This is a genomic window from Flavobacterium sp. ACN6, from assembly GCF_002304005.1.
GTDB lineage: Bacteria > Bacteroidota > Bacteroidia > Flavobacteriales > Flavobacteriaceae > Flavobacterium.
The window spans coordinates 282,772-298,082 of the sequence record NZ_MRCQ01000006.1; the positions used below are offsets into that span (position 1 = coordinate 282,772).

Here is a 15,311-nt window from a genome sequence, read left to right on the forward strand (position 1 = left end):
GCCCTAAGATTTACGCAATCCCGAAGCCTCGAGACGGAAAGTTTTTTTGATAAAGCTTAGCGGACTTTGTGTTTTATACAAAGCATTACAAACAAAAAACTTTGCGTGCTTTGCGATTAAATTAAAGAAAACCTTTTTACCTATTATAATTATCAACAGCATTTCTCACGCTGCCATATTTTTTTAGTAATTCTGAACCTTCTTCGTATGAAACGGGAATTTCGTCCATAATCATTTTAACGCCGCGATCAACCAGTTTTATATTACTTAACTGCATATCTACCATTTTGTTGCCTCTAACTTTTCCAAGCTGAATCATCGCTGCGGTAGAAATCATATTCAAAACCAATTTTTGTGCAGTTCCGGCTTTCATTCTCGAACTTCCGGTAATAAATTCTGGTCCAACAACTACTTCAATAGGAAATTGAGCCGTCAATGCCAGAGGACTTCCTTCATTACAAGTAATACAGCCCGTAATAATATTATTTTGATTACAAGCTTCTAAACCGCTTATAACATAAGGAGTTGTACCAGAAGCAGCAATTCCAATAACGACATCATTAGAATCGATATTATGATTTTGAAGATCAATCCAAGCGTTTGTAGTGCTGTCTTCAGCGTTTTCTACAGCACGTCTTATAGCTGTATCACCGCCGGCAATTATGCCATTTACCAAATCAAAAGGAACGCCAAACGTTGGCGGACACTCAGAAGCATCAACAACACCAAGTCGACCAGAAGTTCCTGCTCCGATATAAAATAATCTGCCTCCTAATTTTAATTTAGCGACGATTTGCGGAATCAAAGCTTCTATTTGCGGCAGCGCTTTTTCGACTGCGTAAGGAACAGTTTTGTCTTCTTGATTAATATTGGATAACAATTCATGAACAGACATTTTTTCTAAATGTTCATACTTTGATGCTTGCTCAGTAGTTTTCGTAAATGTCATTTTATCGTTATTTAGACTGGTCAAAATTAATCTTTTTTCTATCAATCGCGAAATTATGTGAGCAAAGTCACAAAGAATTAAAGATCTTTTTATGTTTTATTTATGATGTTGCGAATGCTTTCTTACATCTTCATTAAATGAACTAAAATATTATATTTGTTTAATATTAAAAGATAAATGGACAAATTAGATTTATTACAAGGAATAGCTCGAATATCAGTTTTCGTTTCTTTATTATTAGCATTTTTTTTGTTAACCGTAAAAACGGAAAATAAATTAGCTAACCGATTATTTGCTTGGTTTTTTATTTTCTCTGCTATTGATCTCAGCGGTTTTTTTATTGATACCAGTACGCGGATAGAATTAAATCTAGAGATTTTTAGAGCTACAGCTTGTTTGTTTGGTATGCCCTTGTTTTATCTTTTTGTTTTAGCCGTTTGTTATTCAGATTTTAGATTAAAATGGAAACATTTAGTGCATGCAATTCCTTTTGTGGTGGTCAATTTATCTTTTCTACCAAGAATTTATTTAAACGATACAGATTTAGAGACTTTTTTACCATCGCTTAATCAAATGGCGGAAATTTATTTTATTCAGATTTTGATCGAATTTCAATACGCATTTTATATCGTGAGTGTTTTCTTGATTTTGAAGAAATATCGAGAAATCTATATGGAAAATTATGCCAATGCAAGCACTTCTACCTATAAATGGCTTTTTCAGATTACTTGTGTATTTCTTGCGGCACATTTTATAGTAGCGTTAAAAAACATAATCCGTTACAGCGGTTTTCGAGAAGTTTTCTTATGGGCAAATGTACTCGTTGGAAGTATAGCTTTGTTTATAACGTGTTGGTTTATAATGAAGGCGTTAAAACATCCAGAACTTTTTAGAGGTGTTAATTCCAAATTGAAATTAACCAAAGATATTCTGCCGAAAAAGAATGAAAATACAATTGAAGTAAAAGAACATCAAGATGAAGTTGTCGACGCTCAAATTTCGACATTGAAACAATATATGGCAGAGAAAGAACCTTTTCTAGATCCATCACTTACGATTCAAGAACTGGCCAACCAAATTGATATTCCGGTTCGGGATTTATCTGTTTTGATTAATCATAAAATGGATCAGCATTTTTTTGATTTTGTGAATGAATACCGCATTCAAAAAGCAATGAATATTTTAAAAGATGAGTCCAAAAGCCAGCTTACTGTTCTGGAAATTTTATATGAAGTTGGTTTTAACTCCAAATCGTCCTTTAATACTTCTTTCAAAAAATATACGAATTTAACGCCGACCGCCTACCGAAACGCTTCATAATAAAAGGTTTGTAAAAAGTCGTACTTCATACCCTATAAAGTCGAACTGATTTCTACTGCAGAAATTGGTTCGACTTTTTTTTGTCGGTCGATATCTGAAAATTTCTAAGGCAACTTTGCTTCAAATTAATCGAACAAGTTTTAAAATTAGAAATCATGAAAAAATTAAACCTTCTTATCTTTTTAGTACTGCCTTTATTTTGTTTAGCACAATCATTTCAATTAAAAGGGAAAATTGCCAGCGAAACAACTCCATTAGAATGGGCAGATATCTCGATATCAAATTCTGAAGGAAAAATCATTAACGGAACCACAACAAAACAAAATGGCACTTTTGAAATTAACCTCAAAAAAGGCTCTTATAAGATTGGAATAAGCCTGTTAGGATTTGATGATTATGAAAAAGATATTACAATTGAAAAGGATACAGATTTAGGAATAATTGTTTTGAAAGAAAGCACAACCAATTTAGTAGAAGTTGTTATTCAATCTAAAAAGAAAACAGTCGAACAGAAAACAGATCGTTTGGTTTACAATTTAGAAAACAATGTGACTACAGTTGGCGGAGATGCTTTAAGTGCTATTAATACAGCGCCGGGCGTTGTGGTAAAAAACGATATGATCACGATATTAGGAAAAGGGACTTCCCGCGTTATGATTGACGGAAGAATAATTGAATTGGCAGGCGAGGAACTGAACAACTTTTTGAAATCTATTTCGGCAGCCGATATTAAGAATATTGAAATCATTAGTAATCCGCCGGCAAAATATGATGCAGAAGGAACTGGCGGATTGATAAATATTATTATGAAAAAAGGGGTACGTGATTCTTGGAAAAATGCAACGACAGTTTCTTACGATCAAAATAAATTCGGAATTTACACTTTAAGGGATAACTTTTTTTACAACAAGAATAAATTTAGATTTTCTGCCAGCGTAAATGCAAAAACAGGTTATTTGAATGCTACTGATGATTTGAAAATGTATTTTCCTGACGGACTTTCGCATATGAAAAGCGTAACGAAAGTAAAAACGGAAAACCTTTCTGGAAAACTGGCTTTAGATTATGATCTTTCTGAGCGTACTTCAATTGGTTTTCAATATTTAAATGACAGAAATAACCCTGATTTTAAATCGGATATTCGAATTGATAATTATACGATTCAAAACAAATTGGATAATGTTACGCTGAATAATAGTTTTACAGATAAGGGATCTAAAAATCAAACCTACAATGCACATTTGGTAACCAAATTGGATTCTTTAAACAGAAAATTATCAGTTGATGTGGATTATTTTGATTACAACTCGAAATTCGATAGAAATTTTACTGCCAATAATTATACGCCAGAAATGGTATTTGTAGATGTAAATCAGTCGGGGAGGAATATTTCGAATCAGGATATTGATAACTGGAGTTTTAAGGCCGATATAGAACATCCGTTTCAAGCTTTAAACTTATCGTATGGTGCAAAAATGAGTTTTACAAATAGTATAAGCGATGTGCTGTATTACAATACTATTACAGAAACTCCTGAATTAGATTCTGCGCAGTCAAACCGATTCAAATACACCGAAAACAATCAGGCGGTTTATATTAAAGGAGATAAAAAATTCGGTTCAAAATGGAATTTCCAAATGGGATTAAGATTGGAAAACACACAGACAAACGGATTTTCTGAAACCATGAATCAGGAAACAGAAAATAATTATTTGAAATTATTTCCAACGTTTTATGCTTCGTACAAGAAAAATGAAAATAACACTTTTAGTTTGAATTATGGAAAAAGAATCAACAGACCTCGTTTTGATTTATTAAATCCGTTTAGAATTTACATTAACAGCAATAGTTATTCAGAAGGAAATCCGTTTTTAAGGCCTTCATTCAGCGATAATTTTGAGTTTGCACATTCTTATAAAGAAATATTGAGAACAAGTGTTTTTGTAAATGTGGTTACCAACAGTTATGGCGTTTTGTTTACTGCAAACCCAGAAACGAATACTCAGATTGTAACGCGCGAAAACTATTTTAAAAACGTAAATTATGGAATCGGTGAAAGTTATTCGGCAAGTTTTGCAGAATGGTGGTCAAGTGAAAATTCGTTGTACTTTTTGGGAGCAAAAACAGAGTTTATAAAAGATATAAATGCATCGCCGTCAAATAGTTTACAAATTGATTTTTCTACAAACAATACTTTTATAGTAGGAAAAACAACAAAACTGCAAATTGATTTTAGTTATAGTTCGCCTTTTAAAAGTGGTTTGTATGAAGTAGGGTATACCTCTAGTTTTGATATTGGTTTTAAACAGGATTTGTTTAATAAAACGATGCAGGTTGCGTTTTTAGCAAATGATATTTTTAATACATCTTATTTAAAAGATTTTACTTCGGTTGTAAATGGCGTAAAACAGGTGTATGATCAAAAAGAGAGCAACAGGTTTGTACGTTTATCTGTAGTTTATAATTTCGGAAACAAAAAGATAAATGTAAAAGAGCGTGCTTTTGGAAATCAGGAAGAGAAAAAGAGAACAGGTAATTAAATTAGATAATTGAAATTTAATGTACTATCCTAACAGGTTTTTTCAACCTGTTAGGTATTTTTTAATACAACAAATTATATCTATTTATACTTAACAGGTTTTTTTCAATTCAACAGATTATAAGACTTATCAATTTATACCTAACAGGTTTTTAAAACCTGTTAGGAAATCTATAAAAAGAATGCCAGTAAAATTCCTAGAACAATCATGGAAACTTTGGCAATATTAAATTTATGTCCTTCGCTGCTTTCAAATATAATTGTTGACGAAATATGGAATAAAATACCAATTACAATTGCTGTAATTTCGGTGTAATAATCGTTTAGAAATGGTAAATATTCAGATGCGACAGTTCCAAGCGGTGTCATAATGGCAAAAGTCAGCATAAAAGCAAAAATGGCTTTTTTGTTTAAATCGGCATTGATGAAAAATGTCGTTAAAATTACCGCAATCGGCAAATGATGAATGGCAATTCCAAGAGCTAAATCGTGATGATGACTTACCGGAAAACCTTCTAAAAAGGCATGAATACAAAGACTTATAAATAACAACCACGGAATTTGAGACATTTTTGCGTGTCCGTGAACGTGGCCGTGTTCTGCTCCTTTGGAGAAAAATTCCAAAACAATCTGGAATAAAATCCCGACCATTATAAATATACCAATATTATGATTGTGAGATTTGTAAACCTCCGGCAGCAAATGCATTACGGTTAATGACAACAAAAATGAACCGCTGAAAGCAAGCAGCAGTTTTAGATTGCTTTTGTTATTTGGTTTAATAAACAAAGCCACGCTATATCCTAAAAGTACAGAAAATAAGGGTAGTAGATAATTCATTTATGTTTAATCGGTTTTTTATTTAATCGTTTAATCGGTTTTTTTGTCAATTTGATTAAGTGATTAAACAAATTAACAGTTAAAACGAATAAACTTACTTAAAAATCATGATTAATCTTTCGCTTTCGGTTTTGTGGAATTTTTTGAGTTTATAATCTCCAAAAATATCTAAAAGGTAAATACCAGCTTCGTCCATTAAATCCTGAAAATCTTTTAAGCTTAGCGCTTTTACTTTTTCGGTAAAATGATATTTTCGTCCTTGGTCTTCAAAATCAATTTCTTTAAAAATATGTCCGTCTTCAACATATCGTTTGATGTGGAAATCAATTTCGTCTACCGTTTTAGTTTCTTCAGGAACTAAAGTTTCAATAACCTGAGTTACGTTCATAAAGTCGATTACGGCAAAACCATATTCAGATAAACTTTCTTTAACTGCCTTCAGCGTAGTGAGATTGTCATCGTCATTTTCAAAATAACCAAAGCTTGTAAACAAATTAAAAATAGCATCGAACTTTTCTTCAAAGGGTTCGCGCATGTCATGCACTTTAAAATGAAGTGTTTCATTGCTGTTTTTGCTGGCTTCTGCAATGCTGTTTTCAGATAAATCTGCACCAAGAACATCGTACCCCAGCTGATTTAAATAAATAGAATGACGGCCTTTTCCGCAAGCCAAATCAAGCACTTTTGCTTTTTCCGGCAAATTAAGATAGTGCGTTAAATTGTCCATGAAAACCTGAGCTTCACGATAATTGCGGTCCTTATAAAGTATGTGATAATAAGGAGTGTCAAACCACGAAGTATACCAATTTTGGTTGTCATCTTCTTGATTTGGGTTTGATGCGTTATGCTTTTCAGACATTTATTCTATTTCAATTAATTCAAAGTCCGGCAAATTTAGTGTATTTTTGCCGAAAAATAACTATTTAGCAACGATACATTGTTGCATTATCTAGAGATGCGCTGTAATGCATCTTTTTTAAATTTTAGTTTTTTTTAAATCAATAGATAAGATGGAAGAAAATTTTAAAATGATCGCCAAGTGTTTTTTTGGCTTTGAAGAAATATTAGAACAAGAATTACGCGCACTTGGAGCTCAGGATGTTGAAAAGGGAGTGAGAATGGTAAGTTTTAAGGGAGATAAAGGTTTTATGTATAAAGCCAATTTGTCTTTGCGTACGGCTCTTAAAGTCTTAAAACCAATTTACTCTTTTAGAGCTAATAATGAGCAGGCATTGTATAAAGGAATTTCGGGTGTAAACTGGTCGAAATTTTTAAATGCTAACCAGACTTTTGTAATTGATGCAACAGTGCATTCTACGTATTTCAATCATTCTGAGTTTGTTTCTCAAAAATGTAAAGATGCCATTGTAGATCAGTTTAGAGAGAGAACAGGACAACGCCCAAGTATTGATAAACAATATCCAGATTTACGTATTAACGTTCATATTGATAAAGATCAGGTTTCGGTTGCTTTAGATACTTCTGGAAACTCACTGCATCAGCGTGGTTACAGAACTGCTACGAATATTGCGCCTATTAACGAGGTTTTGGCAGCGGGAATTTTATTGTTGTCAGGCTGGGAAGGTCAAAGTCACTTTTTGGACCCGATGTGTGGTTCTGGAACTTTTTTGGCAGAAGCGGCAATGATTGCCTGCAATATTCCAGCAAATATCAACAGAAAAGAATTTGCTTTTGAAAAATGGAAAGATTGGGACAATGATTTGTTCGATGAAATTATAAATAGTTTGATGAAAAAAACAAAAGAGTTTCATTATACTATTAAAGGTTACGATAAAGCGCCAAGTGCAGTAAGCAAAGCAAAAGACAATATTAGAAATGCAAATCTGGAGGATTATGTAACAATCCGTGAGGATAACTTTTTTGATACGGAAAAAGAAACAGAAGGAAAACTTCATATTGTGTTCAACCCGCCGTATGATGAGCGTTTGGATATTCAGATGGAGAAATTCTACACCAGTATTGGAGATACACTAAAGAAAAACTATCCAGGAACAAATGCTTGGTTTATTACAGCAAATCTAGAAGCTTTAAAATTCGTTGGACTAAAACCTTCAAGAAAAATTAAACTTTTCAACGCTAGTTTAGAAGCGCGTTTGGTGAAATACGAAATGTACGAAGGAAGTAAGAGAACGAAATTTCAGGTCTCTGAATAGGTGCAAAGGATCAGAGGTACAAAGAGGCAAAGGGAATTACTTTGCATCTTTCCAACTTAAAACTTTCACTCGATAAGAATATTAAAAATATGGAACAAATACAACAAAATTAAAGAGGCGAACAACCTTTGCACCTTTGAGCCTTTGTAACTTTGTACCTCAAAAAAGAAAAAAATGTCAAAACTACAAGTAAGAGCTTTTTTATATCAATTAGGAACTTTCGCAATTCTATTTATTTTAGTACGATTTATAGTTGCTGCATATACAGGATTAACTGGATTTTGGATTCCGCTGACTGCTTTTGTGGTGGCTACGATTATTGGCCCAAAATTTCAGGCGGTAAAAACCAAAGACGGAGAGAAACTTTTTATGAAATGGATTTTTGTAAAAGGAATTAAGGAAATAGGGTAGGTTAAAGAACGAAGGTTCTAAGATACTAAGGTACTGAGGCTCTAAGGTTTTGATACTTTGAGATTTTAAGTTTTTGACTGAAATAAAAAAGCCGCCAATTCTTAAATTGGCGGCTTTTTCAATCTCAGCACCTCAGCACCTTAGTGCCTCAGTACCTTAAACTCTAAGTACCTTATTTTTTCTCAATCTCTTGGATCTGTGGTATTTTTATTTTTTTCTTGTAAATTGGAATGAAATAAGAAACAGTATAATTAAAACCAACACCAAAACTTCCGTCATATGTTCTATTGAAACCTGGAATATAAAGATTGTCAAAACCGCTGGGTTTTTTATTAGTTGCCAGAAGTTTTAGCTGTACGCCAAAACCAACAAAAATATTGTCAAAAACCTCCGCTTTTAATCCCAAAGCAACCTCAAGCCAGCTAGCAGAAAGTCCGCTGTATTTTTGATTTACATCTACAGCAGGCAATTCTCCCCAATACGGATTAGGATTATAAATTTTATAGCTGTTTAGATCTTGGCTGAAAGAGCTAAAACCACCACGAAGACCAATTGTGATTAAGTTTTCCATGTCGAGCCAGTTTTCATAAAAATTATAATCAAAACCTGCTTTAATATATGTTCCAGAAGCCGACGAATTTAATCGGTCGTCATCTGTTGTTTTATTTTCATAACCCAATTCTGCCGCCAGATAATATTTTTTTGTTAATCTCCAGTCGCCGACAAATTCCACACCTTTATAATCTTTATCATAAAGACCGCGAGTAAGTTTGTATAAATCAACACCAACACGAAGACCGTAACGATCTGTTTTTATAACGCTGTCTTTTTTAACTTCCTGAATTTGTGGTTTGGCAGCTACCGTTTTAGGTTTTGCCGTTGTGGTTTCCTTTTTTACTGTAGTCTCAGGAATTTCTTGAGCCTGTCCTAAAAGCACTGAAAACAATAAACAAAAACTAGAAATAAACTTCAATGTGTGTTTCATCTTCAGATTCAATATTAGGGTTTTTTAATTGTACATCAGTCATCCAAACACTATCTCCATCTGGATCTGTGCGTAGAAATTCGCTGCCAGGTTTTAAATCAAAAATAGTTTTAAAACCACAGGCTCTAGATACATATACATTTTGGCCAGTATAGTTAATGGTTAGCACATCCGTATTTAGATTTGTGCTGGCTGCGTTATAAATAAATTTATAAGTAACCGTACTGTCATTAACTTTTAGAGGAATTGATACTGTTGAACCGTTGGTCAAATATCTTGTTTCATCATCTTCTGCAGCATTTTCGTTGAAAACAATTCCCTCGTCCATGCCTTCACCAATTACTTTTAAATTGCTGACATTTTTAGTTCTTGTAGGGTTGGCGCTATCGTAAAATGTAATTACCAATCTTGGTGTAGTTGGAGTACTTCCATCACAGATATCATCTTTCTCACAGCTTGACAAGCCAAAAGTAAAGAGAAGCAAAATAGAGATTATTTTTTTCATGTATATTTTCTATCGAAGTTCTAAAAGTACAACATTTTCAACATGATGCGTCTGCGGAAACATATCTACAGGTCTAACACGTGTAACTTTGTATTTTTCATCCATTAAAGCCAAATCACGAGCCTGAGTTGCAGAATTACAGCTTACATAAACGACTCTTTTAGGAGCGATTTTCAAGATTTGTTCTACTACATCTTTATGCATTCCGTCGCGAGGCGGATCTGTGATAATTACATCAGGTTTGCCATGCTGCGCTATAAAAGCTTCATTAAATACAACTTTCATGTCTCCAACAAAAAACTCGCAATTGGTAATATTATTGCGTTCTGCATTTGCTTTTGCATCAATAATTGCTTCTGGAACACTTTCTACTCCAATTACTTTTTTTGCTTTTTTAGAAACGAATTGAGCAATTGTACCTGTTCCTGTATATAAATCATATACGACTTCGTTTCCAGTTAGATCTGCAAAATCGCGGGTGATTTTATACAATTCGTAAGCTTGGTCTGAATTGGTTTGATAGAAAGATTTTGCATTAATGCTAAATTTCAATCCTTCCATTTCTTCCAGAATATAATTTCTTCCTTTATAAAGAACAACATCTTGGTCGTAAATGGTATCATTTGCTTTTCCGTTTACAACGTATTGCAATGAAGTAATTTGAGGGAATTTCTCGTATAAGTGATCTAAGATTAATTCTCTGTTTATTTTGTCTTCTTCAAAAAACTGAATTAAAACCATGATTTCTCCAGTCGAAACAGTACGGATCATTACAGTTCTCAATAATCCGGAATGTTCTCTCGGATTAAAAAAAGCTAAATTATGTTCGTTTGCAAAGGCACGGATTTCGTTACGAATTGCATTCGAAGGATCTTCTTGTAAGTGACATTTATTGATGTCCAGAATTTTGTCCCACATTTTAGGAATATGAAATCCCAGAGCATTTCTATTCCCTAAATCCTCTGTGCTTTCAATTTCTTTTTCTGTAAGCCATCTGCTGTTAGAAAAAGAAAATTCCATTTTATTTCTATAGAAAAACTGTTTTTCAGAACCTAAAATGGTTTCAAATTCCGGAAGTTCAATTTTTCCTATTCTTTGTAAGTGATTTTTAACTTCATTTTGTTTGAATGCAAGCTGCTGGCTGTATTTCATATTCTGCCATTTGCAACCTCCGCAAACTCCAAAATGTTCGCATACCGGCTCTACTCTGTAATCAGATAATTCATGAAATTTTACAGCTTTACCTTCGTAATAAGCTTTTCTTTTTTTAAATGTCTGCACGTCAACCACATCTCCAGGTACCACATTCGGAATAAAGATTACTTTTCCGTCCGGTGCTTTGGCAACTGAAACTCCTTTTGCACCAGCATCAAGAACTTGAATTTGATGAAAGACAACTTTGTCTGTATTTTTTCTTCCCATAGCGCAAAAATAAGCCTTTGAAAACTTTTACAAATTTTATTTTAAAAATATTTTAGAAATTCTTCAAAAAATTAGTTTGCTAAGCTTTAAAAGTTAATTTTGTTTACCCAAATTTGCCCATTAAAACTAGAATTAACCTACAATATTGTTGCTTTTTATGAAGTTGTACCACAAGCTCTCCCAAATCAGCTTTCTGAAAAAAAGTTATGCATTTAAATTTTTATTTGTTGCTTTTATTGGGATTCACATTCCTTTAATCGGAATATTATTTTTTGTTTTATACTTTGAATACAGTATTTCGCCAACCTCAATACTGGTTTTTTCGTTAATAATGACTTTGCTTGCCACGGCGATAACACTTTGGGTTTTAAATAAGCTTATAAAACCTATTGCAACTGCTTCAAAAGCTTTAGATGATTATCGCAGTACCAGAAAATTATCTGTTTTACCAACAGAATATTCAGATGAAGCAGGATTGCTTATGTGTAATATACAAGAGTCTATTTATGAAGCTGAAAACTTTATTAATGAGAAACAGGATTTAGTATATATGCTTTCGCATGATTTGAAAAATTTTGCTGGAAATCCGCAGGGTTTGGCCAAATTAATTATAAGCGAAAATCCTTCAGACTCCGTAAAAAATCTGGCAGAATTAATCTGTGAATCAACTGATCTACAGTTTCGATATATAGAAAATTTTATTAAACTGTTAAAAGAGCAGGATGAAGTCGTAAAAGTTAATCCAGAGATAAAAACAGTTTTATTTCCTAATATTTTTCCTTTTATAAATCAGCAGGTAGAACAGCGTTTATTCGATAAAAATATAAAATTGAATTTGGTTTTAGAATGTGTTGAAGCAAAACTAAAAATTGACGAAGGTCTTCTGATTCAGGTTTTGGTTAACTTGATCAGCAATGCGGTTAAGTTTTCTTATTTTGACAGTGAAATCAAGGTCAGAATTTTTTCTGAAGATTCAAAATTAATTTTAACCGTTCAAGATTCTGGAATAGGCTTCGATAAAAATCAGATTGAAGAACTATTTAAAAAGTTTACCAAAATGAGCAGACTTGGAACTGCCAGCGAAGGTTCTACAGGAATAGGGTTGTATTTATGCAAAAAAATCATAGAACGAAACAAAGGCCGATTGAGTGCTACTAGCGAAGGTAAAAATAAAGGAGCCGAATTTAGAATTGAGTTTGATATATAAAAAAGGTTATTAAGAATGTAAATCTTAATAACCTTTTTTTGAGTGAAATATTACCAAAGCTGGTGAACAGACGGTTTAATGTATTCATTATATATTTTATTCATTTCTGAAATTTGTTCCGAAGTTAATTTAGGAGTATCATAAACCGATAAATTCGATACAACATGATCGACTTTTGATGCACCAGGAATAATACAGCTGATTTCATTAAAACTTAAAATCCACTGCAAAGCAATAGGAGCAAGGTTTGGTGTTTCTGGAAATAAGGCTTTTAATGCTTCAACCGCTTGTAAGCCCAATTCATAATCAATTCCAGAGAATGTTTCTCCTTTATCAAATGCTTCTCCGTTACGATTAAAGTTACGATGATCCTGAGGATCAAAAGTTGTTTTTTCGCTAAATGTACCCGTTAAAAGTCCGCTTGCCAATGGAACTCTTGCTATAATTCCAATATCTTTCTTTTTAGCTTCAGAGAAAAATAATTCAGATGGACGCTGGCGAAACAAATTGAAAATAATCTGAACAGTCGTTACATTAGAATATTCTATTGCTTTTAAGGCTTCTTCGACTTTTTCTACACTTACGCCCAGATTAAGTATTTTTCCTTGTTCTTTTAATCGGTCAAAAAGTTCAAAGATTTCAGGACGATAATATACTTCTGTCGGCGGGCAGTGCAGCTGAATAAGGTCTAATGTTTCTAGTCCAGTTCTTTTTAAACTGTCTTCCACAAATTTCTGAAGCACTTTTGGGGTATACCCTTCATTTACATGCGGATTTATCTGACGTCCGCATTTTGTAGCAACATAAATTCGTTCCGATCGGGATCGAACTACTCTGCCGACAGCAGTTTCGCTTAAACCATTTTCATAAACATCGGCAGTATCAATAAAATTAACGCCATTGTCAATAGCGGTATTCAAAAGTTCATCGGCAGTTTTATCATCAAAACCCGATCCCCATTTCCCTCCAACCTGCCAAGTGCCAAGTGAGATTTCAGAGATAGTAAAGTTTGTTTTTCCTAGTTTTCTGTAGTTCATTTCTTTTTTTTAAAGGTTCAAAGGCTCAGAGGTGCAAAGTGGCAAAGGTTTTTTTTGAAGCTCAAAGGTTCAAAGGCACAAAGTTTTTGGACTTCTGTAAAACCTTTGCACCTTTGAAGCTTTGCAACTTTGAACCTTATTTTTAATCAAATAAATCCGAAGATAAATAACGATCGCCTCTATCGCAGATAATGGCAACCACAACTCCAGATTCTAATTGTTCGGCAATTTTGAGGGCAACCGCAACAGAACCGCCGCTGCTCATTCCAGCGAATACGCCTTCTTCAAGAGCTAGTCTTTTTGTCATTTCGCGTGCTTCTTCTTCACTTACGTCAACAACGGTGTCCACTTTCGAAGCATCAAAAATTTTAGGAAGATATTCTTCCGGCCATTTACGAATTCCGGGAATTTGAGAACCGTCGCTTGGCTGCGCACCGATAATCTGAACGTTTGGATTTTTTTCTTTTAAATAAGTCGAAGTACCAATAATAGTTCCCGTAGTTCCCATAGCCGAAACAAAATGCGTTACAGTTCCTTCGGTGTCGTTCCATATTTCAGGGCCGGTTGTTTTGTAATGTGCTTTCCAGTTGTCGTCATTCGCAAACTGATTTAACATCAAATAACCACCTTGTTCTACTTTTTTATCTGCATAATCACGTGAACCAATAATTCCTTCGCTGGCAGGCGTTAAAATAACTGTGGCGCCATAAGCACGCATAGTTTGTGTACGTTCTTTTGTAGAATCTTCTGGTAAAACCAATTCTATTTCTATACCAAATAACTGGGCAATCATTGCAAGGGCAATTCCAGTATTACCGCTGGTTGCTTCAATTAATTTATCTCCTTTTTTGATCTCGCCTCTCTCTAAAGCGGCTGCGATCATATTATATGCTGCTCTGTCTTTTACGCTTCCGCCGGGATTGTTACCTTCCAGTTTCAGTAAAAGCTTTACATTTTTATTTTGAACCAAATTGACGGTTTCCATCAAAGGAGTATTCCCAATTAGGTTTAATAATTTCTGTGGACCCATTATCTTTTTTCTTTTATTTTAACTTCTGTTGTAGTGGTGTTTAATACTATCGAATCTTCAGGGATCGATTTTGTCACCCATGAATTTCCTCCAATAACACTGTTTTTGCCTATTATTGTGCCTCCGCCCAAAATTGTGGCATTGGCATAAATACAGACATTTGCTTCAACGGTAGGATGTCTCTTAGCGTTTTTCATTTCTTTGCTTACGCTAAGTGCGCCCAGCGTAACACCTTGATAAATTTTAACGTGTTTTTTAATTACCGTTGTTTCTCCAATTACAATTCCAGTTGCATGGTCGATAAAAAATGGCGAAGCAATATCCGCTCCGGCATGAATATCTGTTCCTGTAATTCTATGTGCATATTCGCTCATTAAACGAGAAAATAATAATAGATCTAATGAATACAGCTCGTGGCTTAATCTGTAAATAGCAATGGCATAAAAACCAGGATAGGCCAAATAAACTTCGTCAATACTGTTTGAAGCGGGATCATTTTCTAAAATATACGCGGCATCTTGATTTAGTTTTTCTAAAACACTCGGCAGTTTTTCTAGAAACTTATCCCAAATCGATTCGCATAAATTTTCTGGTTTTTTGCAGGCTAAAACAGCGATTTCTTTAAAACATTTTTCGAGTTCATCAATGCTTTCATCTAATGCCGCATTAGAATCAAAAAGGGTATAAAAAAGCTTTTCTGTAAAGTCTTCTGTTTTGGTTTTAATGCCGTAGTTTATGTGCGAATGGCTCTTTAGAGCCTTTATGTTTTGTATGATAGTGTCTTTTGTCACAATGGTAAAAATGAATGAATAATTTTGGAACGTTAAAAGTAAGGCGTTTTTTGGAAATAAAGTCACGATTTAACTAAAGAAATTTTCTGTAGAATGCTCTA

Annotated in this window: 14 protein-coding genes; 5 read left to right on the forward strand and 9 right to left on the reverse strand. The window is 33.7% G+C overall.

Features of this window, described 5'->3' with window-relative positions:
• Positions 1–136: 136 nt before the first annotated feature.
• Positions 137–949: an N-acetylmuramic acid 6-phosphate etherase gene (gene murQ / locus BSF42_RS11700; protein WP_095953336.1), complete on the reverse strand. Its 813-nt coding sequence runs from the start codon at positions 947–949 to the stop codon at positions 137–139.
• 177 nt (positions 950–1,126) lie between these two features.
• Between murQ and BSF42_RS11705 the strand changes: the two genes are divergently transcribed.
• Both BSF42_RS11705 and BSF42_RS11710 read left to right on the forward strand, forming a co-directional pair.
• Positions 1,127–2,269, forward strand: a complete 1,143-nt coding sequence (locus tag BSF42_RS11705) for an AraC family transcriptional regulator (RefSeq protein ID WP_095953267.1) — start codon at positions 1,127–1,129, stop codon at positions 2,267–2,269.
• 155 nt (positions 2,270–2,424) lie between these two features.
• Positions 2,425–4,809 carry an outer membrane beta-barrel family protein gene (locus BSF42_RS11710; protein WP_095953268.1) on the forward strand — a complete coding sequence of 795 codons (2,385 nt, stop codon included), beginning with the start codon at positions 2,425–2,427 and terminating at the stop codon, positions 4,807–4,809.
• A 170-nt stretch (positions 4,810–4,979) separates the two neighbouring features.
• Here BSF42_RS11710 and BSF42_RS11715 read toward each other — a convergent pair whose 3' ends face one another.
• On the reverse strand, positions 4,980–5,648 hold the full coding sequence (locus BSF42_RS11715) for a ZIP family metal transporter (protein WP_095953269.1): 669 nt from the start codon (positions 5,646–5,648) through the stop codon (positions 4,980–4,982).
• Positions 5,649–5,742: 94 nt separating this feature from the next.
• Positions 5,743–6,507 (reverse strand): bifunctional 2-polyprenyl-6-hydroxyphenol methylase/3-demethylubiquinol 3-O-methyltransferase UbiG, encoded by a 765-nt coding sequence (locus tag BSF42_RS11720; protein WP_095953270.1) that lies wholly within the window; start codon positions 6,505–6,507, stop codon positions 5,743–5,745.
• Positions 6,508–6,658: 151 nt separating this feature from the next.
• Between BSF42_RS11720 and BSF42_RS11725 the strand changes: the two genes are divergently transcribed.
• Positions 6,659–7,822 (forward strand): class I SAM-dependent RNA methyltransferase, encoded by a 1,164-nt coding sequence (locus BSF42_RS11725; protein ID WP_095953271.1) that lies wholly within the window; start codon positions 6,659–6,661, stop codon positions 7,820–7,822.
• 174 nt (positions 7,823–7,996) lie between these two features.
• Positions 7,997–8,233, forward strand: a complete 237-nt coding sequence (locus BSF42_RS11730) for a hypothetical protein (RefSeq protein ID WP_095953272.1) — start codon at positions 7,997–7,999, stop codon at positions 8,231–8,233.
• Positions 8,234–8,405: 172 nt separating this feature from the next.
• Here the strand turns inward: BSF42_RS11730 and BSF42_RS11735 are convergent, their stop codons facing one another.
• From BSF42_RS11735 to rlmD, 3 genes are read right to left on the reverse strand one after another with little or no spacing between them, the layout of a single operon-like run.
• Positions 8,406–9,218 carry a DUF6048 family protein gene (locus BSF42_RS11735; protein WP_095953273.1) on the reverse strand — a complete coding sequence of 271 codons (813 nt, stop codon included), beginning with the start codon at positions 9,216–9,218 and terminating at the stop codon, positions 8,406–8,408.
• The gene (locus BSF42_RS11740; RefSeq protein WP_095953274.1) at positions 9,190–9,723 is read right to left on the reverse strand and encodes a DUF6452 family protein; all 534 of its coding nucleotides are present in this window, start codon (positions 9,721–9,723) and stop codon (positions 9,190–9,192) included. Before BSF42_RS11740 ends, BSF42_RS11735 begins: the two co-directional genes overlap by 29 nt.
• Before the next feature lie 9 nt (positions 9,724–9,732).
• Entirely contained in the window at positions 9,733–11,145 is a 1,413-nt protein-coding gene (rlmD, locus tag BSF42_RS11745; RefSeq protein WP_095953275.1) for a 23S rRNA (uracil(1939)-C(5))-methyltransferase RlmD, read from the reverse strand.
• Between the two features lie 331 nt (positions 11,146–11,476).
• On the opposite strand from rlmD, the gene BSF42_RS11750 reads away from it, so the two are divergent.
• Entirely contained in the window at positions 11,477–12,352 is an 876-nt protein-coding gene (locus BSF42_RS11750; RefSeq protein WP_253251035.1) for a sensor histidine kinase KdpD, read from the forward strand.
• 50 nt (positions 12,353–12,402) lie between these two features.
• Here BSF42_RS11750 and BSF42_RS11755 read toward each other — a convergent pair whose 3' ends face one another.
• From BSF42_RS11755 to epsC, 3 genes are all read right to left on the reverse strand, one after another.
• Positions 12,403–13,389, reverse strand: coding sequence for an aldo/keto reductase (locus BSF42_RS11755; RefSeq protein ID WP_095953276.1), 987 nt, complete (start codon positions 13,387–13,389; stop codon positions 12,403–12,405).
• A gap of 142 nt (positions 13,390–13,531) precedes the next feature.
• Positions 13,532–14,419 (reverse strand): cysteine synthase CysM, encoded by an 888-nt coding sequence (gene cysM / locus BSF42_RS11760; RefSeq protein WP_095953277.1) that lies wholly within the window; start codon positions 14,417–14,419, stop codon positions 13,532–13,534.
• Positions 14,419–15,210 carry a serine O-acetyltransferase EpsC gene (gene epsC, locus BSF42_RS11765; protein ID WP_095953338.1) on the reverse strand — a complete coding sequence of 264 codons (792 nt, stop codon included), beginning with the start codon at positions 15,208–15,210 and terminating at the stop codon, positions 14,419–14,421. The genes cysM and epsC overlap by 1 nt, the downstream gene beginning before the upstream one ends.
• Positions 15,211–15,311 lie beyond the last annotated feature (101 nt).